Source organism: Stenotrophomonas bentonitica (genome assembly GCF_013185915.1).
In the GTDB taxonomy this organism is placed as follows: Bacteria; Pseudomonadota; Gammaproteobacteria; order Xanthomonadales; family Xanthomonadaceae; genus Stenotrophomonas; species Stenotrophomonas bentonitica.
This window is the reverse complement of record NZ_JAAZUH010000002.1, coordinates 920,639-944,793: the sequence shown is the minus strand read 5'-3', so window position 1 is coordinate 944,793 and position 24,155 is coordinate 920,639. Positions and strand designations below refer to the sequence as shown.

The 24,155-nt window shown below is 66.2% G+C and carries 22 protein-coding genes; 5 read left to right on the top strand and 17 right to left on the bottom strand.

The window, feature by feature from the left end:
- The first annotated feature begins 481 nt into the window (after window positions 1-481).
- Window positions 482-1,147: a DUF6988 family protein gene (locus HGB51_RS15610; protein ID WP_053505381.1), complete on the top strand. Its 666-nt coding sequence runs from the start codon at window positions 482-484 to the stop codon at window positions 1,145-1,147.
- A 28-nt stretch (window positions 1,148-1,175) separates the two neighbouring features.
- On the opposite strand, the gene HGB51_RS15605 is transcribed toward HGB51_RS15610, so the two are convergent.
- Window positions 1,176-1,526 carry a DUF2958 domain-containing protein gene (locus tag HGB51_RS15605; RefSeq protein ID WP_053505380.1) on the bottom strand — a complete coding sequence of 117 codons (351 nt, stop codon included), beginning with the start codon at window positions 1,524-1,526 and terminating at the stop codon, window positions 1,176-1,178.
- Between the two features lie 287 nt (window positions 1,527-1,813).
- Entirely contained in the window at window positions 1,814-2,323 is a 510-nt protein-coding gene (gene radC, locus HGB51_RS15600; RefSeq protein ID WP_053505379.1) for a RadC family protein, read from the bottom strand.
- A gap of 427 nt (window positions 2,324-2,750) precedes the next feature.
- Here radC and HGB51_RS15595 point away from each other — a divergent pair, with 427 nt between their 5' ends.
- Complete coding sequence (locus tag HGB51_RS15595; RefSeq protein ID WP_313949853.1) at window positions 2,751-3,116, top strand: helix-turn-helix transcriptional regulator; 366 nt, start codon at window positions 2,751-2,753, stop codon at window positions 3,114-3,116.
- 16 nt (window positions 3,117-3,132) lie between these two features.
- Here the strand turns inward: HGB51_RS15595 and HGB51_RS15590 are convergent, their stop codons facing one another.
- The 15 genes from HGB51_RS15590 to ndk form a co-directional block, all read right to left on the bottom strand.
- Window positions 3,133-3,657: a helix-turn-helix transcriptional regulator gene (locus HGB51_RS15590; protein ID WP_053505377.1), complete on the bottom strand. Its 525-nt coding sequence runs from the start codon at window positions 3,655-3,657 to the stop codon at window positions 3,133-3,135.
- A gap of 4 nt (window positions 3,658-3,661) precedes the next feature.
- Window positions 3,662-3,937: a hypothetical protein gene (locus HGB51_RS15585; protein WP_080376526.1), complete on the bottom strand. Its 276-nt coding sequence runs from the start codon at window positions 3,935-3,937 to the stop codon at window positions 3,662-3,664.
- Between the two features lie 60 nt (window positions 3,938-3,997).
- Window positions 3,998-5,254, bottom strand: coding sequence for a tyrosine-type recombinase/integrase (locus HGB51_RS15580; protein ID WP_053505376.1), 1,257 nt, complete (start codon window positions 5,252-5,254; stop codon window positions 3,998-4,000).
- Between the two features lie 310 nt (window positions 5,255-5,564).
- Entirely contained in the window at window positions 5,565-7,130 is a 1,566-nt protein-coding gene (gene guaA, locus HGB51_RS15575; protein WP_070207189.1) for a glutamine-hydrolyzing GMP synthase, read from the bottom strand.
- A gap of 104 nt (window positions 7,131-7,234) precedes the next feature.
- On the bottom strand, window positions 7,235-8,689 hold the full coding sequence (guaB, locus tag HGB51_RS15570) for an IMP dehydrogenase (RefSeq protein WP_070207203.1): 1,455 nt from the start codon (window positions 8,687-8,689) through the stop codon (window positions 7,235-7,237).
- A gap of 99 nt (window positions 8,690-8,788) precedes the next feature.
- A complete protein-coding gene (gene folD / locus HGB51_RS15565) occupies window positions 8,789-9,664 on the bottom strand; it encodes a bifunctional methylenetetrahydrofolate dehydrogenase/methenyltetrahydrofolate cyclohydrolase FolD (RefSeq protein ID WP_070207190.1) in 876 nt (291 codons plus the stop codon).
- 61 nt (window positions 9,665-9,725) lie between these two features.
- Entirely contained in the window at window positions 9,726-11,555 is a 1,830-nt protein-coding gene (locus tag HGB51_RS15560; protein WP_070207191.1) for a monovalent cation:proton antiporter-2 (CPA2) family protein, read from the bottom strand.
- 127 nt (window positions 11,556-11,682) lie between these two features.
- Window positions 11,683-12,822 carry a molybdopterin-synthase adenylyltransferase MoeB gene (moeB, locus tag HGB51_RS15555; RefSeq protein ID WP_070207192.1) on the bottom strand — a complete coding sequence of 380 codons (1,140 nt, stop codon included), beginning with the start codon at window positions 12,820-12,822 and terminating at the stop codon, window positions 11,683-11,685.
- A 119-nt stretch (window positions 12,823-12,941) separates the two neighbouring features.
- Complete coding sequence (gene der, locus HGB51_RS15550; RefSeq protein WP_070207193.1) at window positions 12,942-14,339, bottom strand: ribosome biogenesis GTPase Der; 1,398 nt, start codon at window positions 14,337-14,339, stop codon at window positions 12,942-12,944.
- 12 nt (window positions 14,340-14,351) lie between these two features.
- Window positions 14,352-15,560: an outer membrane protein assembly factor BamB gene (gene bamB / locus HGB51_RS15545; RefSeq protein ID WP_070207194.1), complete on the bottom strand. Its 1,209-nt coding sequence runs from the start codon at window positions 15,558-15,560 to the stop codon at window positions 14,352-14,354.
- Complete coding sequence (locus HGB51_RS15540; RefSeq protein ID WP_070207195.1) at window positions 15,560-16,198, bottom strand: YfgM family protein; 639 nt, start codon at window positions 16,196-16,198, stop codon at window positions 15,560-15,562. The genes bamB and HGB51_RS15540 overlap by 1 nt, the downstream gene beginning before the upstream one ends.
- A gap of 69 nt (window positions 16,199-16,267) precedes the next feature.
- Window positions 16,268-17,134 (bottom strand): helix-turn-helix domain-containing protein, encoded by an 867-nt coding sequence (locus HGB51_RS15535; RefSeq protein WP_070207196.1) that lies wholly within the window; start codon window positions 17,132-17,134, stop codon window positions 16,268-16,270.
- A 6-nt stretch (window positions 17,135-17,140) separates the two neighbouring features.
- Entirely contained in the window at window positions 17,141-17,938 is a 798-nt protein-coding gene (gene pilW, locus HGB51_RS15530; protein WP_070207197.1) for a type IV pilus biogenesis/stability protein PilW, read from the bottom strand.
- Complete coding sequence (gene rlmN / locus HGB51_RS15525) at window positions 17,925-19,130, bottom strand: dual-specificity RNA methyltransferase RlmN (protein WP_070207198.1); 1,206 nt, start codon at window positions 19,128-19,130, stop codon at window positions 17,925-17,927. Before rlmN ends, pilW begins: the two co-directional genes overlap by 14 nt.
- A gap of 10 nt (window positions 19,131-19,140) precedes the next feature.
- On the bottom strand, window positions 19,141-19,566 hold the full coding sequence (gene ndk / locus HGB51_RS15520; RefSeq protein ID WP_070207199.1) for a nucleoside-diphosphate kinase: 426 nt from the start codon (window positions 19,564-19,566) through the stop codon (window positions 19,141-19,143).
- A 241-nt stretch (window positions 19,567-19,807) separates the two neighbouring features.
- Here ndk and HGB51_RS15515 point away from each other — a divergent pair, with 241 nt between their 5' ends.
- From HGB51_RS15515 to HGB51_RS15505, 3 genes are read left to right on the top strand one after another with little or no spacing between them, the layout of a single operon-like run.
- Window positions 19,808-20,461: a TetR/AcrR family transcriptional regulator gene (locus HGB51_RS15515; RefSeq protein WP_070207200.1), complete on the top strand. Its 654-nt coding sequence runs from the start codon at window positions 19,808-19,810 to the stop codon at window positions 20,459-20,461.
- 19 nt (window positions 20,462-20,480) lie between these two features.
- Entirely contained in the window at window positions 20,481-22,853 is a 2,373-nt protein-coding gene (locus HGB51_RS15510) for a 3-hydroxyacyl-CoA dehydrogenase/enoyl-CoA hydratase family protein (RefSeq protein WP_070207201.1), read from the top strand.
- Window positions 22,854-22,885: 32 nt separating this feature from the next.
- Window positions 22,886-24,094: an acetyl-CoA C-acyltransferase gene (locus tag HGB51_RS15505; protein WP_171966878.1), complete on the top strand. Its 1,209-nt coding sequence runs from the start codon at window positions 22,886-22,888 to the stop codon at window positions 24,092-24,094.
- Window positions 24,095-24,155: the final 61 nt, after the last annotated feature.

Sequence of the window (24,155 nt, the reverse complement as noted above, 5' to 3'; positions counted from 1 at the left end):
ACCGGATTCCTAGATTCGGAAGCCCAGCCTTTCGGCTGTTCGGTGCGGTCGGCACGAGGAACCCGGTTGGCCCTGTTGCCACCGTCTTTCCTGAGTTCATCGCCCGCGACGGTCAGGAGCGCGCGAACGGGTGCCGTCAAGGAGGCAAGCGCAGGGTTGGTGCGGCCCGCAGGCGCAGCCGAGGACACGGCCCTGCGCGCCTTGACGGCACACGGGCGCGGGCTACAGTCGCGGTGAAGGTGATGAAGTCAGGGGAGACGGCTGGACATGGCAACGGCCCCTCAACACGCCGACCGCACGGCAAGCGAAGCGCGCAGGCCCGGATCTAGGAATCCGGGCCGGAGGCGTCAGCCGAGCGGAGCGAGGGAACGATGGAAGCCCATCAGGGGCGAGACGCCGCAGGCGGCTCGATGCGAAGCACGACAGCGCGACCGGCCATGTCTGCTTGGCCGGGGACGCACGACTGTCCTACCATCCCTCTATGGAGGAAACCATCATCAACAACGACCCGTTGGAGCACATGCTCCACCGTTCCAATACCTTGCACGAGCGGCTGGATGAACTGCTGGGCGATGCCGATTTCGATGGATCGCCCCGCGGCGAATCAACCCTCGGCATGTGCTTGGTCGCTATGGAACATGCGGCGGCAATGCGAGCATTGATGTCGCTGCGACTGCCCACGTCTGCCGTCGGCCTCATGCGCCTGCAGTTCGAGGCCCTGACACGGGCAATGTGGCTGCTCTACGCAGCTAGCGACGCAGCGATCGATAAGTTGCTGGCGCCACTGACGCAGCAGAGCGAACGGGCAGCCAAGAACTTGCCTGGCGCCAGCGAAATGATTGAGCAGATCGGCAAGCGAGTCGGACAAGGCGCGCCGGCAGCCGCGCACCAGATGCTGTTGCACTTCAAGGATGTGACCTGGCACGGCATGAACTCATTCGTGCATGGCGGCATTCATCCGCTGCGGCGTAGTGCCGACGGCTTCCCGGTCGATCTTGCGCTGCAAGTACTGCGCAGCTCGAACGGTCTGACGACCATGACCGGCATGACGATGGCTGTCCTCACCGGCGATGAAACCGTGGCCAAGCCCGTGAGCAAGATCCAGCCGGCATTCGCCGACTGCCTGCCGGATCTGCTGAGACCTTGAACGGGGCATCTTGCGACGCCCCGCGCAATCATTGAACGATTCGCCCGGCCAGGCGCGCATCGCGCGCATAGGCGCTCAACCGCTTTTCGGCCCGGAAAGACAGGTCGCGTTCGATTGGCAGGCCCAGCCCGCCGCGCACGGTCGCCAGTTCGCCCAGGCTGACCCAGCCGATTTCCGGCATCCCCAGGCCCAGGTCACAAAGACCAAAGGCGTGGTCGTGGTCATCGGGATCAATCTCGGTCAGCAGCCAGGTCGCGCCGGCATCCGGCGTGAACAGCTTGACCACGGGGGCCGGATCGAAGTCCGGGTTCAGCAAGGATTCGCGGCCATTGGCCAGCAGCACGATGCGCTGCTCGTCGGTGATGAATGCGCAGTTCATGGTGAACTCCTGAAAGGTTGCCGGGCGGAATTGCCCACCCCTTCCAGGGCACGGCGCAGCGCAAGCAGTCAGGGGTCAACGACGGCCGCCAGGACGCCAGCGCCATCGGCGCGCAGCCCTTGACGGCGAGCACGCCGTGGCACGATGAAGGGAACAGCAAGACCGCCTCCCTTGCACCTTCACGTTCCCCGGTTCTCGGCAAGCGAAGCGCGCAGGCCCGCGCAGGCCGGCGCGGGCCGGAGTTGCGCCACCGGACGCAGCAAAAAAGGGGGCCGAAGCCCCCTTGGTCAGATCAGGCCGCGTTCGGCGAATGACGCGGTGTTGCCGCCCGCGACGATGACGTGATCCAGAATGCGAACGTCCACCAGTGCCAGCGCCTCCTTGAGCCGCTGGGTCAGTGCCCTGTCGGCCGCGCTCGGCTCAGGATTCCCGCTCGGGTGGTTGTGCGAAACGATGACCGCCGCCGCATTGAGCCGCAGCGCCTGCTTGACCACTTCGCGCGGATACACCGATGCGCTGTCGATGGTGCCTCGAAACATCTCGGCATACTCGATCAAGCAATGGTGCGTATCGAGGAACAGCACGGCGAACACCTCGTGCTCGAACCCAGCCAGCTTGGCGCGCAGGTACTCCTTGACCGCCACCGGCGAACTGAATGACGCACCGCGCTGCATCTTGTGCTCGATAGCCTGGCGCGCGGCCTCCAGAATCTGGTCAGTCGTCGCCAGCAGATAGCGGCCCTGTGCATCACGCACCATCAGCGAGGCATCGAACGAGGAAAAGGACAGTTGCGACATGATCGTGCTCCGGTTGCTCGGGCGGAATTGCCCGGAACCGTCGCCAGCACGGCGCAGCGCAAGCAGTCAGGGGTCGCAGACGGCCGCCAGGACGCAAGCGCGCACAAGCGCGCGCCGCCCTTGACGGCGAGAACGCCGTGATATGGTGAAGGGAACAGCAAGACCGCCCACACCCCGCCCACTGCACACACCCGCCGTTGAGCAAGCGCAGCGCGCAGGCCCAACAGGGCCGAAGGCGTCAGGGATCAAAGCCGGATGGCCGCGATTCGGCACGAAGCGCGGGGCGCAGCCCGCGAACCCGACGGCGGTACGCCGGGACGCAACATCCAAATACCACATCGAACCCGCTCCACTACGCCGCAGCAAGTTGTCCCGATAGGTATTGAACTTCACCATGTCTCCATGCAGCAGAACCATGGAGTCCGAGGTGGAACAGCTATCGCAAGCCCCCAATACTGCCGGCACCGATGTCGGCCTCCCCTTGCCAGGCACGGATGCCTACGAGGCTTTGCCGCAATTTCCAAAGCGCAGTGTCCTTCCCTTCCGTCGCACCATTCGCCGGCAGGAACTGCGGCAGATCGTTCCCCTCGCCGAAACGACGATCTACGAAATGGAGCGTCGCGGTGAGTTCCCACGTCGCTTCAACCTGACGCCACGCTGCGTCGTATGGGACTTGGCAGAAGTGGAAGCCTGGGTCGAAGAACGAAAGCAGGCTCCGCGCGCCGGCGTGTCGAAACCGGATGTCTACCTACGAAAAGCCCGCCCTGTCCGGGCGGGTTCGAGCGAGGCATAAGGCCAAGCAGCGGCGCTCATCCAATCAAAGCCTCCAGTGCCTTGGATGTCGAGCGCGGCAATCGCCGCCCCTCCTTCGCCACGTTGACCTGCAAGGCCACCCGTGCCACCTCAAACACGTCTTTGGCCAGCGAGTAGCTGCCCTTGGCCTGCAACCACGCCAATACGTCCGCCAAATGCCAGATCGACGCGCTGCCCTCATGCACCGGCGCCGGAAAGCTGCCCGGATGCGCCAGCATCAGCTTGCGCATGTTCTGCCGCGACACGCCAACAATGTCGGCCACGTCAGTCAGACCCACCAGATCCGGCGCTACTTCGATCAATCGCGCGGTCGGCGCGGCGCAGCGCACATCGGCCAGCGCGCTACGCACGGCCTCGTCCGCATCCGCTGCCTCGCGGGTGAACTCCAGCGCCAACCGACCCGGCTGCCCGATGCCGACCAAGGCATCGTCGCAGCCGGCTTCGCCCAGGCGCTCCACCAGTGCATCCGGGTCGCGGTCAGCATCCGTGAGCTGATATTTCAGAGTGAAGGTGTATTCCATCGCGCTACTCCTTGGCACCATCATCAGCGTCGCGCTGCGGCCGGTGCGTGGTGCAGTTGTCCACGACGCGCCGCAAGGAGCGCGCGTGGTTGCCGGGATTTTTCGGCGTGCTCCATACACTGGTGATGCAGAACTCGCCGCAGCGACATTCTTCATCGTTGTAAGGGCAATACATCCGCCCCCAAGCGTGGCTGCCGCCGACTTCGACGCGCCAGCCCTGCCCTTCGGCGTGCCTGAGAGCTTCCTCGACATCTTTCTTCGGATGAGGGGAACGAGCCATCAATGATCTCCAGTATGGGGATGATTGGCTTGGTTGTCAAGTGACAACCAAGCCACTGTTTCAGGCTATCGCGCTCAACGCCGGCACCACCACGTTCGCCGGTAACAGCTTCGGCACGTAGGTCTGCCCACCGCCCCAGGCATCGACTAGGTTGGCCCACTCTTGCAGCATGTGGCGCCGCTGCTCGGCGTACTCGGCCTTGTTGTAAACCGAGCGCGAGGAACGCCCGTCCTCGTGCGCCAGGCACTTCTCGATCCAGTCGCGGTTGAAGCCGATTTCGTTCAACAGTGTCGAGCCGGTCCGGCGCAGGTCATGGACGGTGAAGGGTTTCAGCGGCAGCCCCTTGGTCTTTGCCGCCTCCACTACTAGCCCTGTGACGCGATTCAAAGTAGCGTTGGACATGCACCGTTCTGCGTCATAGCGAGACGGAAAAACGAACCTTGATCCCGCCGCGCAGGCGTGCAACGTCACGAAGATGTCGAGCGTCTGGCGCGATAGATAGACCACGTGCGGGTTGCGCCCCTTCATCCGCTGCTTAGGAATCGTCCAGGTCTTGCTCTCGAAATCGACCTCATCCCAGGTGGCGTGGATCAGTTCGCTCTTGCGTACCAGCGTCAGCAGGATCAAGCGCAGCGCCAGCTTGATGGTCGGATAGGTCGCCACCGATTCCATCTGCTGCATGAACAGCCGAATCTCCAGCGGCGACAAGGCGCGATCTTTCGGCACAAAGGTGGCGATCGAGGCCGCGCCCACGCTGTCGGCGGGGTTGTCCACCTTCTCACCGTGGGCGATGGCGTAGATGTAGACCTGCTTCACGATGTCCCGAATCTGTACCGCCGTGGCCGGCGCCCCACGATCCTTGACCTTGTTGCACAAGGCCCGCAGGTCTTCGGCCTGGATTTCGGTCAGCAGGCGATTCTGGAAGACCGGCAGGATGTCCCGGTCGATGATGTGCTTGCGCATGGCGCGGGTGCTGTCGGCCAGCCTTGCGTTGGCCAGCCACGTCTCCATCGCCGCGCCGAAGGTCTTGATGGCGACCACCCGGCGTTTCTCACGCTGCTTCTCCAGCGCGGGCGAGACACCCTTGAGAACGGCTTTGCGCGCGTCCAGCAGCAGTTCGCGCGCCATTGCCAGCGAGATGCCACCAGGGCCATAGCGTCCGAGGGTCAGCGTCTCGCGGCGGCCGTGGAGCCGGTAGTCGTAGCGGAACGTGATCGTTCCGCCAGGCGATACCGTCACGTACATCCCGTCTCGGTCAGAAGCCTTATAAATCTTGGACTTAGGTTTGAAATTGCGTAGTGCAGCGTCGGTCAGCATCGAGGTTTCCTCCGGCATGTGACGGATTTACCGTCAGGTTTTACCGTCAGGGACTTGGAGACCTGCTGATGCCCGGAAAGCCCCATAAAACAAGCTTTCCCGAGAAGGCTTTTACCGTCAAAGACGGTAAAAGTCTGAATAGTGAACGAGAGTGTCTTAATCCGGCCTCGATTTTTACCGTCAGCTCTACCGTCAACTTTTTCTGCTGGCCGGCGATAGCTACCGATAGCTGGTGCGACGTATTTTCTTCTAAATCAACACGTTACGTCAGTTTTTCGATAGCTGGCGATAGTCCTCGAAGGACGTCAATTCACTCCCACTCGATCGTCGCCGGCGGCTTGCCGGAGATGTCGTAGACCACGCGCGACACGCCGCGCAGCTCATTGATGATCCGGTTGCTCACCGTGCCGAGGAAGTCGTACGGCAGGTGCGCCCAGTGCGCGGTCATGAAGTCGATGGTTTCCACCGCGCGCAGCGCGATCACCCACTCGTAGGCACGCGCGTCACCGACGACGCCGACCGACTTCACCGGCAGGAACACCGCGAACGCCTGGCTGGTTTTGTCGTACAGATCCGCCTTGCGCAGTTCGTCGATGAAGATCGCATCGGCCTTGGCCAGCAGTTCGGCGTATTCGCGCTTCACTTCACCCAGGATGCGCACGCCCAGGCCCGGGCCCGGGAACGGGTGGCGGTAGACCATGCTGCGCGGCAGGCCGAGTTCGACGCCGAGGCGGCGCACTTCGTCCTTGAACAGTTCGCGCAGCGGCTCGACCAGGCCCAGTTTCATGTGTTCCGGCAGGCCGCCCACGTTGTGGTGGCTCTTGATCACGTGGGCCTTGCCGGTCTTGCTGCCGGCCGACTCGATCACGTCGGGGTAGATGGTGCCCTGCGCCAGCCACTTGGCGTTGCTCAGCTTGTTGGACTCTTCGTCGAAAATGTCCACGAACAGGTTGCCGATGATCTTGCGCTTGGCTTCCGGGTCGCTCACGCCTTCCAGCTTGGCGAAGTAACGGTCGGCCGCGTTGACGCGGATGACCTTGACGCCCATGTGCTCGGCGAACATCGCCATCACCTGGTCGCCTTCCTGCCAGCGCAGCAGGCCGGTGTCGACGAACACGCAGGTCAGCTTGTCGCCGATCGCCTTGTGCAGCAGCGCAGCGACCACCGACGAATCGACGCCGCCGGAGAGGCCAAGGATCACTTCATCGTCGCCCACCTGTTCGCGCACGCGGGCGATCTGGTCGTCGATGATGTTGGCGGCGGTCCACAGGGTCTGGCAGCCGCACACGTCGACCACGAAGCGGCGCAGCAGCGCCTGGCCCTGCAGGGTGTGGGTCACTTCCGGGTGGAACTGCACGCCGTACCAGCGCTTCTCTTCGTTGGCCATCGCGGCCACCGGAATGCGGTCGGTGGTGGCGGTGATGGTGAAGCCCGGCGGTGCCTTGGAGACGTGGTCGCCATGGCTCATCCACACATTGAGACGCGGCTCGCCGCCGTGATCGCTCAGCCCCTTGAACAGCGCGTCCGGGTTGACGACGTTGACTTCGGCGTGGCCGAACTCGCGCTGGTCGGCCGCTTCGGTGGCACCCCCGAGCTGCGCGGCCAGGGTCTGCATGCCGTAGCAGATGCCGAAGATCGGCAGGCCGCTGTCGAACACTTCCTGCGGCGCGGCGGGCGCGCCCGGCAGGGTGGTGGATTCCGGGCCGCCGGACAGGATGATGCCCTTGGCGCCGAACGCGGCGATCTCGGCCGGGTTGTGGTCCCATGCCCAGATCTCGCAGTACACGCCGAGCTCGCGGATGCGGCGCGCGATCAGCTGGGTGTACTGCGCGCCGAAATCGAGGATGAGGATCTTGTCGTTATGGATGTTGGTCATGGCGCCCAGGCAGAACTGATGGGAAATCGGAGTAACAAAAATCGACGGCAGATAGAGAAAGAGGAACGGGAATCAGCTTCCTCGTTCCTCTCTGCTCACCGGCATCAAGCGCGGTAGTTCGGCGGCTCTTTGGTGATCTGCACGTCGTGGACGTGGCTCTCACGCTGGCCGGCGCCGCTGATCTTGACGAACTTCGGCTTGCTGCGCATGTCTTCGATGGTGCCGCAACCCACATAGCCCATGGTGGCGCGCAGGCCCCCCATCAGCTGGTGGATGATGCCGCCGACCGGGCCGCGATACGGCACGCGGCCTTCGATGCCCTCGGGAACCAGCTTGTCGGCACTGGACGCGTCCTGGAAGTAGCGGTCCTTGGACCCCTTCTCCATCGCCGCAAGCGAGCCCATGCCGCGGTAGCTCTTGTACGAACGACCCTGGAACAGCTCGGTTTCACCCGGCGATTCCTCGGTACCGGCCAGCAGGCCACCGATCATGATGGTCGAGGCACCGGCGGCCAGCGCCTTGCCGATGTCGCCGGAGTAGCGGATGCCACCGTCGGCGATCAGCGGGATGCGGTCCTGCAGCGCTTCGGCGACCAGGTCGATCGCAGTGACCTGCGGCACGCCGACACCGGCGACCACGCGGGTGGTGCAGATCGAGCCCGGGCCGATACCGACCTTGACCGCATCCGCGCCGCTGTCCAGCAGCGCCAGTGCAGCTTCGCCGGTGCAGATGTTGCCGCCGACGACCTGCACCTGCGGGAAGTGCTTCTTGACCCAGCTGACGCGGTCCAGCACGCCCTGCGAGTGGCCGTGCGCGGTGTCCACCACCAGCACGTCCACGCCGGCCGCGACCAGCGCTTCGACGCGGCGGTCGGTGTCGCCGCCCACGCCGACAGCCGCGCCGACCAGCAGGCGGGTCGCGATGTCCTTGGCGGCGTTCGGGTAATCGGTGTTCTTCTGGATGTCCTTGACGGTGATCAGGCCGCGCAGGGCGAAATCATCGTTGACCACCAGGATCTTTTCGATGCGGTTGCGGTGCAGCAGCTGCAGGACTTCGTCGGACGCGGCGCCTTCCTTGACCGTGATCAGGCGATCCTTCTTGGTCATGATGTGGCGGACCGGATCGTCCAGCTCGGTCTCGAAGCGCATGTCGCGATGGGTCACGATGCCGACCAGCTGGCCGCCGTCGACCACCGGCACGCCGGAGATGTTGCGCGCCTGGGTCAGGGCCAATACGTCGCGGATGGTGGTTTCCGGACCCACCGTGATCGGGTCGCGGATGACGCCGGCCTCGAACTTCTTGACCTTGGCCACTTCGGCGGCCTGCTGCTCCACGCTCAGGTTCTTGTGGATGATGCCCATGCCGCCGAGCTGGGCCATGGCGATCGCCAGGCGGGCTTCGGTGACGGTGTCCATGGCAGCCGAAAGGATCGGCAACTTCAACCGCAGGTCACGCGTCAGGCGCGTCTCCAGGGTGACGTCCTTGGGCAGGATGGTCGAATGGGCGGGGACGAGCGAGACGTCGTCGTAAGTCAGTGCTTCAGCCTGGATGCGCAGCATCGGCATACCCGAGATGTGGGGAAGCGCGACATTTTACCCTGATTTGGCCCCGATGGGCAGGGGCCAGATGCGACGCTGTGTCGCGCCGCGTGCCGCCATTCAGGACGCTTCAGCAGCCTCGATGGTGTTCTGCATGAGGGTGGCGACCGTCATCGGCCCTACCCCACCCGGCACCGGGGTGATCCAGCTGGCGCGCTGCGCGGCCGCATCGAAGCCCACGTCGCCGACCAGGCGGCCGTCGTCCAGGCGGTTGATGCCCACGTCGATCACCACCGCGCCCGGCTTGACCCACTCGCCCGGCACGATCCCCGGGCGGCCCACCGCGACCACCAGGATGTCGGCGTTGCGCACCGACTGCTCCAGCACGTCCTTGGGGGTGAACTTGTGGCAGCTGGTCACGGTGCAGCCGGCGATCAGCAGTTCCAGGCCCATCGGCCGGCCCACGTGGTTGCTCACGCCGACGATGGTGGCGTTGCGGCCACGCACCGGCTGGTCGGTATGCCCGAGCAGCGTGGTGATGCCGCGCGGGGTGCACGGGCGCAGGCCGAACTCACGCAGCGCCAGATGGCCGACGTTTTCCGGGTGGAAGCCGTCCACGTCCTTGCGCGGGTCGATCCGGTGGATCAGGCGGCTGGCGTCAGGGATGCCCGGCAGCGGCAGCTGCACCAGGATGCCGTGGATCTTCGGGTCGGCATTGAGCTGGTCGATCAGGGTCAGCAGCTGGGCTTCGCTGGTGCCGGCCGGCAGGTCGTAGTCGAACGCTTCGATGCCGACCTTCTCGGCCGCGCGGCGCTTGTTGCGCACGTACACGGTCGAGGCCGGGTCGCCGCCGACCAGCACCACGGCCAGCCCCGGCCGGCTGCCACCGGCGGCCAGGCGGGCGTCCACGCGCACCTTCAGGCTGTCCAGCAGGTCTTCGGCGATGCGGCGTCCGTCCAGGATGCGGGCGGAATGGGGGGCGGCGGAGTCGGTCATCGGGCGTGCGGCGTGGGGCGGCGGGGACCCTATTGTCCCCGATTCGCACGATCCCGTGGCGTCATTCCTCTTCGTCTGGCACTTCGTCGGCGTTGAGGGTGCGCGCCTTGCGCTTCGGCGCGGTGAACGGCGTCGGGGTCGGCACGCCGGGCAGCGCGCTGCCGAACACCATGTGGGCGCCCGCACGCAGGTCGCCACCGGCCATTTCCAGTTCGAAACGCTCGGCGTCGCGCTCGCGGATCTGCTCGGCGATCTCGCGCGCGTCGTCGGCGTCGGCGCCCAGCTCCATCAATGCGGCCTGGCCGAACTGCAGCGCCGATTCGAATGTCTCGCGGATCTGATAGTCGACCCCGGCATGGATCAGCCGCAACGAATGTTCGCGGTCGAACGAACGCACCAGCAGCTTGGCCTGCGGGAACTCGTGCTTGGCCAGCTCCACGATGCGGTCGGCGTCGACGTCGTTGTTGACGCAGATCGCGATCGCCCGCGCGGTGGCGGCACCGGACGCGTGCAGCACGTCCAGCCGGGTACCATCGCCGTAATAGATCTTGAAGCCGAAGCGCTCGGCGTTGTGGATCATGTCCACGTCGTTGTCGATGATGGTCACGTCCACGTCGCGCGCCAGCAGCGACTGGCTGGCGACCTGGCCGAAACGACCGAAGCCGATCATCAGTACGCTGCCGGACATGCCCTCGGCGGTATCCACGCCTTCCAGCGACACCTCGCGCGCCGGCATCAGCCTGTCGTGCAGCAGCACGAACAGCGGGGTCAGCGCCATCGAGAGGACCACGATGGCGGTCAGGTTGGCATTGACCTCCACCCCGATCACGCCGGCGGTGGCCGCCGCCGAGAACAGCACGAACGCGAACTCGCCGCCCTGCGCCATCACCACGCCACGGTCCAGCGCCTGGCGGTGGTCGCTGCCCAGCAGGCGCGCCACGGTATAGATGCACACCGCCTTGGCCAGCATCAGCGCCAGCACGCCGGACACGATCAGCGGCCAGTTGTTGGCGACCACGGTCAGGTCCAGCGCCATGCCCACGCTGAGGAAGAACAGCCCGAGCAGGATGCCGCGGAACGGCTCGATGTCCGCTTCGATCTGGTGGCGGAAGGTCGACTCGCTGAGCAGCACGCCGGCCAGGAACGCGCCCATCGCCATCGACAGGCCGCCCAGCTGCATCAGCAGCGCCGCACCCAGCACCACCAGCAGTGCCGCGGCGGTCATCACTTCGCGCGCCTTGGCTGCGGCCAGGATCCGGAACAGCGGGTTGAGCAGGAAGCGCCCGACCAGCACCAGGCCGATGATCGCGCCGGCGGCAATGGCCACGCTGAGCCAGCGCGAACCTGCACCGGCATCGGCCTGCACCGGCGCCATGAACGCCACCACGGCCAGCAGCGGCACGATCAGCAGGTCTTCGAACAGCAGGATCGAGACGATCTTCTGGCCCGAGGGCAGCGCGATGTCGCCGCGCTCGGCCAGCAGCTGCATGACCACCGCAGTGGAGGTCAGCACGAAACCGGCCGCGCCGATGAAGGCCACCGGCAACGGGAAGCCGAACAGCATGCATACGCCTGTGAGTACCGCACCGCAGACCACGATCTGCAAGGTGCCCAGGCCGAAGATTTCGGTGCGCAGGCTCCACAGGTGCGACGGACGCATTTCCAGTCCGATCACGAACAGGAACATCACCACGCCGAGTTCGGCGGTATGCAGGATCGCCTGCGGGTCGGAGAACCAGCCGAAGCCGAATGGTCCGATCGCCAGGCCGGCGGCGAAGTAGCCCAGCACCGAGCCCAGCCCCAGTCGACGGAACAACGGCACCATCACCACGGCCGCACCCAGCAGGGCGACTACCTTCACCAGTTCACTGGCACCTGCTTCCACCGCCATGCGGTTGTTCCCTGTAGATCCGATCAGCCGTCACGATAGGACAAGTTGACGCAGGGACATAGCACGCCGGTGCGCAGGATCGTGCCGGGAATGGAACGATAGGCCATAAAAGCGCCATGTCATTCCACTATTTGCTGTTACAGAACGCCACGTAGTCGATGTATCCGGGGAACGCCTGCCCCGGCGCACATATCGGGCACGCCGGGTCCGGTGCCAGCCGGAGCTCTCGGAACCGCATCGCCAGCGCATCGAAGGTCAGCAGCCGGCCGACGAGCGGCTCGCCGATGCCCAGCAGCAGCTTGAGCACCTCGGTGGCTTGCAGCAGACCGACCATGCCCGGCAGCACGCCCAGCACCCCGGCCTCGGCGCAGTTGGGCGCGAACTCCGGCGGTGGCGGTTCCGGGAACAGGCAGCGGTAACACGGTGCCTGGCCGCGCTGGCGGCCGGCGTCGAACACCGACACCTGGCCGGTGAAGCGCTCCACCGCGCCATACACCAGCGGTATGCCGTGCTTGATGCAGGCATCGTTGAGCAGGTAGCGCAGCGGGAAGTTGTCCGAGCCGTCCAGCACCACGTCCACGCCTTCCAGCAGGGTGTCGATGTTGTCCGAGGTGACGCGCGCCTGCACGGCGTCCACGTCCAGCCGTGGATTGAGCGCCAGCAAGCGTTCGCGCGCCGACATTACCTTGGGCTGGCCCACGCTGGCGTCGGTGTGCAGGATCTGCCGGTGCAGGTTGCTGCGGTCGACCACGTCGTCGTCGGCGATGCGCAGGTGCCCTACCCCGGCGGCCGCCAGGTAGAAGGCGGCGGGCGAGCCGAGACCGCCCGCGCCGAGCAGCAGCACACGTGCGCCCAGCAGCGTCTGCTGGCCAGCCACGCCGACCTGGGGCAGCAGCAGGTGGCGCGAGTAGCGTTCGTTGAAGTCACGCTCGTCATCGCTCTGCAGTGGTTGCACCAGCGGCAGGCCGGCGGCACGCCAGGCGTTGGTGCCGCCGTGGACCGAGGCGATGCGGGTGTAGCCGAGGTCGTGCAGGAGCGTAGCTGTGTCTAACGAGCGTTTGCCACTCTGGCAGATCAGCAGGATCTCGCGGTCGCGGGCCGGGAGGTGCGTGGCGGGGTCGGCCTGGAGGTCGCCCTGCGCGATGCCCCGGGCGCCTTCGGCCATGCCGGTGGCGCGCTCGTGCGCTTCGCGCACGTCGATCAGCAGCGCGCCGTGGAGGGCGCGTTGGTGGGCGTGTTCGGGGGGGAGTTCGGGAATGGCGCTCATGGCCACATTATCGCGCGCGCCCGAACGGAAGAGCCACGCCCTGCGTGGCTGCCGTACGTTCGGGCGCCGCGAAGCCACGCAGGGCGTGGCTCTACCGGGATCGCCGTATCCGGGCCGCCTCAGCGGCCCTTTACGTGCCGGATCAGGCGCTTCTTCTTGGCGATCTGGCGCTCGGTCAGCTGGTTCTTCTTGCCTTCGTACGGGTTGGCACCCTCGCGGAAGATGAACTGCACCGGGGTGCCGATCAGCTTGAAGCGCTTGCGGAAGAAGTTCTCCAGGTAGCGCTTGTACGACTCCGGCAGTTCCTTCAGGCGGGTGCCGTGCACGATGAAGGTCGGCGGGTTGGAGCCGCCCGGGTGCACGTAGCGCAGCTTGGACACGTGGCCACGCACCGCCGGCGGCGGGTTGGTCTCGTAGGCGATTTCCAGCGCCTTGTTGACTTCGCTGGTGCTGAACTCGTGCGTGGCCGAGGCATGCGCCTGGTGGATTGCACGGAACAGCTCGCGCAGGCCCGAGCCATGCTTGGCCGAGATGCGCACGGTTTCCGCCCACGGCACGAAGCCGAGCTTGCGCGACACCAGCGTTTCGGCCTGCTCGCGCTGGTAGTCGGTCAGCCCGTCCCACTTGTTGATCGCCACCACCAACGCACGGCCGGCATCGAGCACCGCACCCAGCACGCTGGCGTCCTGGTCGGTCACGCCTTCATTGGCGTCCAGCATCAGCACCGCAACCTGGCACTGTTCGATGGCCTGCAGGGTCTTGATGACGCTGAACTTCTCGACCACCTCTTCGACGCGCGCCTTGCGGCGCAGGCCGGCAGTGTCGATCAGCCGGTACTGGCGGCCGTCGCGCTCCAGGTCCACCGCGATCGAGTCGCGGGTGGTGCCCGGCACTTCGGACGCGATCATCCGCTCCTCGCCGAGGATGCGGTTGACCAGGGTCGACTTGCCCACGTTGGGGCGGCCGACGAAGGCGATGCGCATCCGGGCCGGATCGTTGTCCATCTCCTCGGCGCTGCCTTCTTCCGGCAGGCGCTGGACCACTTCCTCGAGCAGATCGTCCAGGCCCTGGCGGTGCGCGGCCGACACGGTCAGCATTTCGCTGAAGCCGTAACGGGCGAACTCGGAGCGGACGTTGTCTTCGTTGGTGCCGTCGATCTTGTTGATCAGCAGCAGGGTCGGACGCGACAGCTTGCGCAGCCAGGACAGGATCTCGTCGTCCAGGGCCGACGTGCCTTCACGGGCATCCACCACGAACAGGATCAGGTCGGCTTCGGCAGCAGCGGCGCGGGCCTGGCGTGCGGTCGCACCGGCCAGGCCCTCTTCGTCTTCCGCGATACCGCCCGTGTCGACGACGAGGAAGTGATTGTCCTCGTCCAGACGGCAGACACCATAGTTGCGGTCCCGGGTGACGCCGGGCTGGTCATGGACCAGGGCGTCACGGGTACGGGTCAGCGCATTGAAAATGGTGGACTTGCCGACATTCGGCCGTCCAACCAGGGCGACCAAGGGCAGCATCGCGGTAACTCCTTATTGTGCCAACCGGAACGCGGTCAGCTTTCCATCAACGTTCTGCACCAGCAGAATCCCATCGGCGACTACCGGCTGCGCCAGCAGGGCATCGCCGCCACTCTTGGCGCGCCCGGCGAATTCGCCGTTATCGGTGCGCAGCCAGTGCAGGTAGCCCTTGTAGTCACCGACTACAACGTAATCGCCCTGCACCACCGGCCCGGTCAGCGAGCGGCGGGCCAGCCCGGTCTGCGACCACATGGCCGAGCCACTGGCCTTGTCCAGGCCGAACACCCCACCCTTGTTGTCGGTGACGAACACATTGCCCGAGGTCAGGGCCACGCCACCGGCGCCGCCATGATCGCGTGCCCACAGCGGACGGCCGGTCGGGCCTTCGATCGCCATGGTCTGGTTCTTGAAGCTGCTCACGAACAGGGTGTTGCCTTCCAGCACCGGGGCGCCGTCCACGTCGGACATGCGCTCCAGCTCGGTACGGCCTTCGCCGTTGGCGACCATCTGATCCCACACGGTGCGGCCGTCCTGCATGGCCAGCGCGGCCACGCTGCCGTCATCGTTGCCGATGAACAGCACGCCCGGGCCCGCCACCACCGGCGCGTTGCCGCGCACGGTCAGCGCAGGCAGTTCGCGCGGGTTGAACCACTTCTGGGTGCCGTTGCCGGCATCGAAGGCGGTTACCCGGCCATCGTTGCTGCGCACGAACACGATGCCCTGGCCCACGGCCGGAGCAGAAATCACTTCGCCGGGTACCTTGGCACGCCACTTTTCGGCGCCGTCGTTGGCGTCCAGCGCGATCACCTGGCCGTCCAGCGTACCGATCACCACCAGGCCTTCGCCGACGCCGGGGCCACCGGACAGGCGCAGCTTCGGCTGCTTCTTGACCTTGGCCGGCTCGTAGGTCCACACGGTCTTGCCGGTCTGCAGGTCCAGCGCATGCACGCCGCCGGTGATGGCCGCCGCGAACACGCGGCCGTCGGCCACGACTGGACCCTGGCGGACGCCGATGCGCTTTTCGCCCTTGCCCAGGTTGGTGCTCCAGACCTTGTCGACCTTCACGGTCGGCTCGAACTTGACCAGCTCAGCCGGTTCCAGCGCCTTCTTGGCCTCTGCGTCCTTGCCCGCGAACCAGCCCTTGACGGTGCTGCAGCCGGACAGCGCCACGCCCATCAGGACCAGGGTGGCAACGCGCTTGATCATGACCATCTGCTTCATTACACCGACTCCGCGGGCTCGGCGACGGTGCCACCGGCATCCATCACCTTGGTTTCAAGAACACGCCGCTGCGGCGCTGCCACGTCCAGCGTCTTGAGCGCCTTCTCATACAGGCCACGGGCTTCGTCGCGCTTGCCCGATGCGATCAGGGCGTCGCCATGGATTTCCAGGCTGGCACTGTCGGTCGCATCGCCCAGCAGCTTGATGGCTTCATCCTGCTTGCCGGTGGCGATCAACAGGCGCGCGATGCGCTGGTCGATCGCGGTCTTGAGTTCGGGGCTGGCCTGGATCGCACGCAGGGTGGCCAGGGCCTCTTCGTTCTTGCCGGCGTCGACCTGCGCCTTGGCCAGCTGCAGCGCGGCCAGGTCGGCATACACGCTCGCCTTGCCGCCGTCCAGGGCCTTGATGCCCTTGGCCGCGTCATCCAGCTTGTTGTCCTGCAGCTGCTTGAGCACCACCTGGTACTCGGCATTGGCCATGGACAGGTGGTTGCCCTGTTCCTTCTGCCACCACTGCCAGCCGGCAATGCCGCCGATGGCGATCGCCACGCCGGCGATGATGCTCACACCATTGTTCCGCAGCCAGCTGCGGACGCGTTCACTTTGTTCGTGCTCGTCGAGCAGGTCGTCGATCGCCATGCGTACTCTCGCCCCTGCCGGTCAGGAGGGACTGTTTGAATTGGACTGTCGAAACAGCGGAAACGCGGCTCAGTGTGAAACCGGAGCCACGGAGCCGTCAGAGGATACCGTAAAGCGCGCCACGTTGGCTCGCTGGTACGGCGAAAGGTCGACGATAGAGCCGGCCTGCTGAACCTCGACCGCCGAGGCATTGCCCAGCACCATGCGGGCCACCTGGCCGGGGCTGAAGGTGCGGGTTTTGCCGGACTTGATCAGGGCCTTCTCGACGGTCGCGCCATCGGGACCGGCAATGTCGACCCAGCTGTCGCCCTTGAACTGCAGGGTCAGCACGCCGGCCGGCGCCGGGGCGGCGGCGGTCGGTCGCGGCACCGGGGTGAGCGAGGCAAGGTACGGGGCCGAAGGCGCGGCCGGTGCCGCGGCAGGCGTTGCAGCGGACGCCGCCGGAGCGGCCGGCGGAGTCGAGCCAGCCACGGGCACCGCGGCCGGAATCACGTCCAGCGAGGCGGTCGCCGGCGCGGTGGAGGCACTGTCGAAATGGCCGCGCGTGGCGAACCACACCGGCACCGCCAGCACCGCGGTGATGCCCACGTACAGGGCACGGCGACCGAGGTTCTCGGCGATGCGCCGGGCCCGCGGGGTGTGCGTATGGCTGACCAGCTGCGGCGGCACCACCGGCCCGATCCGGGCCTGGTCCAGGACATCGCCGAGGTCGACGTTGAGCAGGCGGGCGTAGCTCTTGAGCTGGCCGCGCACGAACACCGGCGCACCGAGGCGGTCCCACTGCTCGGCTTCCAGCGACTTCACCACCTGGACCGGCATGCGCAGCTTCGGACCTACGTCCTCAAGCGTCATCCCTGCCGCTTCCCGCGCCTGGCGGAGGCGAGCCCCACAGCCGGCAGCGGTATCAAGCGCGTTCACAGTCTGGTCATCAATCACAATGCTTCAACCCCGGGAATTAGGAGCCGCATCCTGCGGAAATTCGTCGCGAATTCGCTGCAGATAGCGACCGGATGCCACTGTGTCACCAAGCTGCGCCTCGATTTGAGAGGCAAGTTGTAACACGGAACGTGTGGCCGGTGCAGCCGCGAGACGCCGTTGCACGAAGGCGCGGGCCTCGAAATAACGCGACTGCGCGTACTCATTGCGCGCCATGGATTCCAGCGCGTAGGCGTTGCCAGGTTCCAGCACCAGCGCCTTGCGCAGGTCACGCACGGCCCGTTCGGGCTGTCCGGCCTCCAGCGCGCAGCCCCCGGCATTGGCCAGCGCGGCAGCCGGGGTGCGGTAGCCCGGCGCCACCACGGCGCGGTCGAACAGCGGCAGCGCCTCGGCGGCACGCCCCTGCCCGCACAGCCAGGCACCGTAGTTGTTCAGCACGTCGCCGCTCTGCGGCGCCAGCTCGGCCGCCTTCTGGAACAGCGGACCGGCCTCGGCCACCGCGCCACGCTGGTTGGCCAGGGCAGCGAGCAGGATGTAGGCGTCGGGCTGGCCCGGGTCGAGCTTGAGCGCGCTGCGCGCGCGTTTTTCAGCCACGTCGGGCTGGCCGGCGCGGAAGGCCTCAGCCGCCAGCGTCAGCTGGTCCTGGTAGTTGAACCGGCGCCGGGTGTCGGCGCTGTCACGGGCGACGTACTCCGGGGCGATGCCCAACGGCGCACTGGGGGGTTTGACGCCTTTGCTGCCACAGCCAGCGAATGCCAGCGCGACGAAAACAACGGCTGGCAATCGAAGGTCAGGCAGCGGCATCCCGGTTTTTCCCGTCCTGGAGCGTCTTGTTGAACTCGGCCTGGCGGCGCGTGCGGTCCATCACCTGGCCCTTGAGCTGGCCACAGGCGGCGTCGATGTCGTCGCCGCGGGTACGCCGCACCATGGTCAGCACCTGCTGGTCGAGCAGGATCTTCTGGAACGCACGGATCTCCGCATCGCCGGAGCGCTCGTAGCGCGTGCCCGGGAACGGGTTGAACGGAATCAGGTTGACCTTGCCCGAGTGCGACGCCTGCACCGCGTTGTCGAACTGCCGCATCAGCCGCGCCAGCTGACGGGCGTGTTCGGGCTGGTCGTTGATGCCCTTCATCAGGGTGTATTCGAAGGTCACCGATTCGCGGCGCTTGTTGGCGCGCAGGTAGCGCGCGCACGACGCCATGAGTTCGACGATCGGGTACTTCTTGTTGAGCGGCACCAGGGTCTCGCGCAGCGCATCGTTGGGTGCGTGCAGCGACACCGCCAGCGACACATCGCTTTCGGCCGAGAGGCGGTCGATCTGCGGTACCAGGCCGGAGGTCGACAGGGTCACCCGCTTGTTGGCCAGGCCGTAGCCCAGGTCGTCGCGCATCACGCTCATGGCGCGCACGACGTTGTCGAAATTCATCAACGGCTCGCCCATGCCCATCATCACCACGTTGGTGAGGCGACGCTGCTTGTGCGGGATGTTGCCCAGGTGGCGCGCGGCAACCCACACCTGGCCGATGATCTCGGCGGTGGAAAGATTGCGGTTGAAGCCCTGGGTGGCGGTCGAACAGAACGTGCAGTTCAGCGCGCAGCCGACCTGCGAGGACACGCACAGCGTGCCGCGGTTCTTGTCCGGGATGTACACCGCTTCGATCGCGTTCTTGCCGTCGGTGCCCATGGCCAGCAGCCACTTGTGGGTGCCGTCGGCAGACGGCTTGTCGAACACGATGTTGGGAACGCGGACCTCGGCATGCTGGTGCAGCTTGGCGCGCAGCGCCTTGCCCAAGTCGGTCATTTCATCGAAGTCGGTGACGTAGTGGTGGTGGATCCACTTCATCACCTGGTGGGCACGGTAGCGCGCTTCGCCGAGGGTCTCGGCGAAGAAGCGCTCCAGGCCCGCGCGATCGAGGTCGAGCAGGTTCTGCTTGGCCACCGGCGCGCCTTCGGCGAGCACGATGGGGATGGCGGTGGGCTGTACGACCTCGTTCACGGCATTACTCTCAGCGCGAGACCACGTCGGTCGCGGCGAAGAAGTACGCGATTTCAATCGCGGCGTTCTCGACCGAGTCCGAGCCGTGGGCGGCATTGGCATCGATGGAATCGGCGAAGTCGGCGCGGATGGTGCCCGGCGCAGCGTCCTTCGGATTGGTGGCGCCCAGCAGGTCGCGGTGGGCCAGCACGGCGTTCTCGCCTTCCAGGGCCTGGATCATCACCGGGCCGGAGATCATGAACTCGACGAGCGCGTTGAAGAACGGACGCTCGCGGTGCACGGCGTAGAAGCCTTCGGCTTCGCGGCGCGACAGCTGCTTGTACTTGGCAGCCACGACCTTCAGGCCAGCCTTTTCGAAGCGGGCGTAAATTTCACCGATGACGTTCTTGGCGACGGCGTCCGGCTTGATGATGGAAAGGGTGCGCTCCAGCGCCATGGGAAGTTCTCCGTTGGGCGGGCCACTGATCGGCCCGAGAGTAACATGAAAAAAACCCGCGTCAAAACGCGGGCTTAGCCTGATATACGTGCGTCAATTCTACAGCGTCCCGGCGGCCGGATACAACGTGCCGCATTCATCTGGATGACCGCCCGGCAACCGTTCTGTTGCGCCGCACAATGCAGCCCCGAGCGTCCAGGTCTAATATCAAACAATCGTTTGATTGAACCCTGCCCTGCCCATGGCCAAGCCCGCCCACTTCTCCACCAAGGACCGCATCCTCGGCGCCGCCGAGGAGCTGTTCGCCCTGCACGGGTTCGCCGGGACCTCGCTGCGCCAGGTCACCAGCCAGGCCGACGTGAACATCGCGGCGGTCAACTACCACTTCGGCTCCAAGGAAAACCTGGTCAACGAGGTGTTCCGCCGCCGCATGGACGAAATGACCGCCGCGCGGCTGTCCCAGCTCGAGGCCGCCCGCCGCGAGCACCCGGGCCAGCTGCGCCCGGTACTGGCCGCGTTCGTCGAACCCGCCCTGGCCATGGCCCAGGACCGCCAGACCGGCGGCGCCTTCGTCCGCGTCATCGCCCGCGCCTATGCGGAAAAGAACGACAACCTGCGCAAGTTCCTCTCCGACCACTACGGCCACGTGCTGCGCGAGTTCGGCAAGGCCATCGCGGCCTGCGTGCCGGGCCTGAGCAAGGAAGAGCTGTACTGGCGCCTGGACTTCCTGGCCGGCGCGCTGACCTACGCGATGGCCGACTTCGGGCTGATCAAGCGTCCCGCCGGTGTCACCGAAGCGGCGCATCGTGCCCATGCAGCCCAGGAACTGATCCATTTTGCCGAAGCCGGTTTCCGCGCCAGCGCGGCCACCGCACTCCCCCTCTCCACCCCGTAACGCCAAAAGGCTTATCGACATGTCCAATTCCCTGCTAGTCCGCCGCGCCGCCGTGCTGGGTGCCGGCGTCATGGGCGCCCAGATCGCAGCCCACCTGACCAATGCCGGCGTCGACACCGTGCTGTTCGACCTGCCCGCCAAGGAAGGTCCGGCCGACGGCATCGTGCTCAAGGCCATCGCCAACCTCGGCAAGCTGAGCCCCGCCCCGCTCGCCAGCAAGTCCTACGCCGAAGCGATCACCCCGGCCAACTATGAAACCGGCCTGGAGCAGCTGCGCGACTGCGACCTGATCATCGAAGCCATCGCCGAACGCATGGACTGGAAGCAGGACCTGTACAAGAAGATCGCGCCGTTCGTGGCCGACCACGCGGTACTGGCCTCCAACACCTCCGGCCTGGGCATCAACAAGCTGGCCGACGTGCTGCCCGAACAGCTGCGCCACCGCTTCTGCGGCGTGCACTTCTTCAACCCGCCGCGCTACATGCACCTGGCCGAGCTGATCCCGGCCAGCACCACCGACGGCGCCGTGCTGGAAGGCCTGGAAAGCTTCCTGGTCACCACCCTGGGCAAGGGCGTGGTGTACGCCAAGGACACCCCGAACTTCATCGGCAACCGCATCGGCGTGTTCTCGATCCTGTCCACCATCCACCACACCGAGCAGTTCGGCCTGGGCTTCGACGAAGTCGACGGCCTGACCGGCCCGCTGGTCGGCCGCCCGAAGTCGGCCACCTACCGCACCTCCGACGTGGTCGGCCTGGACACCATGGCCCACGTCATCAAGACCATGGGCGACACCCTGCCCAACGATCCGTGGCACGCCTTCTTCAAGTCGCCGAAGTGGCTTGAAGCGCTGATCGCCAAGGGCGCGCTGGGCCAGAAGACCGGCGCCGGCATCTTCCGCAAGGTCGGCAAGGACATCGTGGTACTGGACGTGGAGAAGCAGGACTACCGTCCGGCCGACCGCACCGCCGCCCCGGAAGTGGTCGAGATCCTCAAGATCAGGAACCCGGCCGAGAAGTTCACCAAGCTGCGCGAAAGCCAGCATCCGCAGGCGCAGTTCCTGTGGGCGACCTTCCGCGACCTGTTCCACTACAGCGCCTATCACCTGGCCGACATCGCCGAGACCGCGCGCGACGTGGACTTGGCCATCCGCTGGGGCTACGGCTGGTCGCTGGGCCCGTTCGAAACCTGGCAGGCCGCCGGCTGGAAGCAGGTGGCGCAGTGGATCGCCGATGACATCGTCGCCGGCAAGAGCATGAGCAACGCCCCGCTGCCGGACTGGGTGTTCGACGGCCGCGACGGCGTGCACGCCGCCGAAGGCAGCTACAGCCCGACCCGCAACGCCAAGCTGCCGCGTTCGGCGCTGCCGGTGTACCAGCGCCAGCGCTTCCCGGATCCGCTGCTGGGCGAGACCTTCAGCCCGGGCGAAACCGTGTTCGAGAACGACGGCGTGCGCATGTGGCACGACGGCGACGGCATTGCCGTGGTCAGCTTCAAGACCAAGATGAACACCGTGTCCGACCACGTGCTCAACGGCCTGCAGGAAGCGATCAAGCGCGCCGAGCAGGGCTTCAAGGGCCTGGTGATCTGGCAGCAGAAGGAGCCCTTCTCCGCCGGTGCCGACCTGGCCGGTGCACTCGGCCTGCTGCAGGCCGGCAAGGTCGACCAGTTCGAAGAAATGGTGCACAACTTCCAGCGCACCAGCCAGGCGATCAAGTACTCGCTGGTGCCGGTGGTGACCGCCGTGCGCGGCCTTGCCCTGGGCGGTGGCTGCGAATTCCAGATGCACAGCGCCAAGAGCGTGGCGGCCCTGGAAAGCTACATCGGCCTGGTCGAGGCCGGCGTTGGCCTGCTGCCGGCCGGTGGCGGCCTGAAGGAATTGGCGGTGCGTGCCTCGCAGGCCGCCGGCCCGGGCGGTGACGTGTTCGCCGAACTGAAGAAGACCTTCGAAACCGTGGCCATGGCCAAGGTCTCCAACTCGGCGGTCAACGCCAAGGAACTGGGCCTGATGCGCCCCACCGACAAGGTGGTGTTCAACAGCTTCGAAGCGCTGTACATCGCCAAGGCCGAAGTGCAGGCGCTGGCCGAGGGCGGCTACCGTCCGCCGATGCCGGCCCGTCGCATCCAGGTCGCCGGCGACGTGGGTATCGCTACCTTCAAGATGATGCTGGTCAACATGCTGGAAGGCCGTTTCATCAGCCCGTACGACTACGAGATCGCCGTGCGCATCGCCACCGTGCTGTGTGGTGGCGAAGTCGACCGCGGCACCCTGGTCGACGAAGAGTGGCTGCTGAACCTGGAGCGCAAACACTTCGTCGAACTGGCCCAGCAGGAAAAGACCCAGGCCCGCATCGCGCACATGCTCAAGACCGGCAAGCCGCTGCGTAACTGATCGGCCCGAACCACATTCAAGAGATCGCCACAATGACCAAGCAGATCCAGGACGCCTACATCGTCGCCGCCACCCGCACCCCGGTTGGCAAGGCGCCCAAGGGCGTGTTCCGCAATACCCGTCCCGACGACATGCTCGCGCACGTGCTCAAGTCCGTGGTCGCGCAGGCCCCGGGCATCGACGTCAACCGCATCGACGACGCCATCATCGGCTGCGCCATGCCCGAAGCCGAGCAGGGCATGAACGTGGCCCGCATCGGCGTGCTGCTGGCCGGCCTGCCGGACACCATCGCCGCGCAGACGGTCAACCGCTTCTGCTCTTCCGGCCTGCAGGCCGTGGCCATGGCCGCCGACCAGATCCGCCTGGGCAACGCCGACCTGATGCTGGCCGGTGGTACCGAGTCGATGTCGATGGTGCCGATGATGGGCAACAAGATCGCCATGGCCCCGAGCGTGTTCGACAACGACCACGTGGCCATTGCCTACGGCATGGGCATCACCGCCGAGAAGGTCGCCGAGGAATGGAAGGTCTCGCGCGAGGAGCAGGACGCCTTCGCCCTGGCCTCGCACCAGAAGGCCATCGCCGCGATCCAGAACGGCGAGTTCAAGGATGAGATCAGCCCGTACGATGTGCGCACCCGCCAGCCGGACCTGGCCGACGGCCGCCGCATCATCACCCGCAACCGCATCGTCGACACCGACGAAGGCCCGCGCCTGGATTCGTCCGCCGAAGGCCTGGCCAAGCTGCGCCCGGTGTTCCGCAACGGCCAGTTCGGCGGCACCGTGACCGCCGGCAACTCCTCGCAGATGAGCGACGGCGCCGGTGCGGTGCTGCTGGCCTCCGAGCAGGCGGTGAAGGACTACGGCCTGAAGCCGCTGGCCCGCTTCGTCAGCTTCTCGGTTGCCGGCGTGCGTCCGGAAGTGATGGGCATCGGCCCGATCGCGGCCATTCCGAAGGCGCTCAAGCAGGCTGGCCTGACCCAGGACCAGCTGGACTGGATCGAGCTCAACGAAGCCTTCGCCGCGCAGTCGCTGGCAGTGATCCGCGACTGCGGCCTGGATCCGTCCAAGGTCAACCCGCTGGGCGGCGCCATCGCCCTGGGCCACCCGCTGGGCGCGACCGGCGCGATCCGTACCGCCACCCTGCTGCATGGCCTGCGCCGCCGCCAGCAGAAGTACGGCATGGTCACCATGTGCATCGGCACCGGCATGGGCGCTGCGGGCATCTTCGAATCGCTGTAAGCGCACCATGAAAAAGGGCGACCCTCGGGTCGCCCTTTTTTTTGTGTGTTTTTCCAGCCAG

Excerpts from the sequence above, each read along its gene's own strand:
- HGB51_RS15585 (WP_080376526.1), bottom strand. The coding sequence starts at position 3,937 with ATGGCTCGTTCCCCTCATCCGAAGAAAGATGTCGAGGAAGCTCTCAGG.
- HGB51_RS15560 (WP_070207191.1), bottom strand. The coding sequence starts at position 11,555 with ATGGCGGTGGAAGCAGGTGCCAGTGAACTGGTGAAGGTAGTCGCCCTG.
- HGB51_RS15510 (WP_070207201.1), top strand. The coding sequence starts at position 20,481 with ATGTCCAATTCCCTGCTAGTCCGCCGCGCCGCCGTGCTGGGTGCCGGC.
- HGB51_RS15580 (WP_053505376.1), bottom strand. The coding sequence starts at position 5,254 with ATGCTGACCGACGCTGCACTACGCAATTTCAAACCTAAGTCCAAGATT.
- HGB51_RS15610 (WP_053505381.1), top strand. The coding sequence starts at position 482 with ATGGAGGAAACCATCATCAACAACGACCCGTTGGAGCACATGCTCCAC.
- HGB51_RS15515 (WP_070207200.1), top strand. The coding sequence starts at position 19,808 with ATGGCCAAGCCCGCCCACTTCTCCACCAAGGACCGCATCCTCGGCGCC.
- bamB (WP_070207194.1), bottom strand. The coding sequence starts at position 15,560 with ATGAAGCAGATGGTCATGATCAAGCGCGTTGCCACCCTGGTCCTGATG.
- der (WP_070207193.1), bottom strand. The coding sequence starts at position 14,339 with ATGCTGCCCTTGGTCGCCCTGGTTGGACGGCCGAATGTCGGCAAGTCC.
- folD (WP_070207190.1), bottom strand. The coding sequence starts at position 9,664 with ATGACCGACTCCGCCGCCCCCCATTCCGCCCGCATCCTGGACGGACGC.
- pilW (WP_070207197.1), bottom strand. The coding sequence starts at position 17,938 with ATGCCGCTGCCTGACCTTCGATTGCCAGCCGTTGTTTTCGTCGCGCTG.
- HGB51_RS15605 (WP_053505380.1), bottom strand. The coding sequence starts at position 1,526 with ATGAACTGCGCATTCATCACCGACGAGCAGCGCATCGTGCTGCTGGCC.
- radC (WP_053505379.1), bottom strand. The coding sequence starts at position 2,323 with ATGTCGCAACTGTCCTTTTCCTCGTTCGATGCCTCGCTGATGGTGCGT.
- HGB51_RS15505 (WP_171966878.1), top strand. The coding sequence starts at position 22,886 with ATGACCAAGCAGATCCAGGACGCCTACATCGTCGCCGCCACCCGCACC.
- guaB (WP_070207203.1), bottom strand. The coding sequence starts at position 8,689 with ATGCTGCGCATCCAGGCTGAAGCACTGACTTACGACGACGTCTCGCTC.
- ndk (WP_070207199.1), bottom strand. The coding sequence starts at position 19,566 with ATGGCGCTGGAGCGCACCCTTTCCATCATCAAGCCGGACGCCGTCGCC.
- HGB51_RS15540 (WP_070207195.1), bottom strand. The coding sequence starts at position 16,198 with ATGGCGATCGACGACCTGCTCGACGAGCACGAACAAAGTGAACGCGTC.
- moeB (WP_070207192.1), bottom strand. The coding sequence starts at position 12,822 with ATGAGCGCCATTCCCGAACTCCCCCCCGAACACGCCCACCAACGCGCC.
- HGB51_RS15590 (WP_053505377.1), bottom strand. The coding sequence starts at position 3,657 with ATGGAATACACCTTCACTCTGAAATATCAGCTCACGGATGCTGACCGC.
- guaA (WP_070207189.1), bottom strand. The coding sequence starts at position 7,130 with ATGACCAACATCCATAACGACAAGATCCTCATCCTCGATTTCGGCGCG.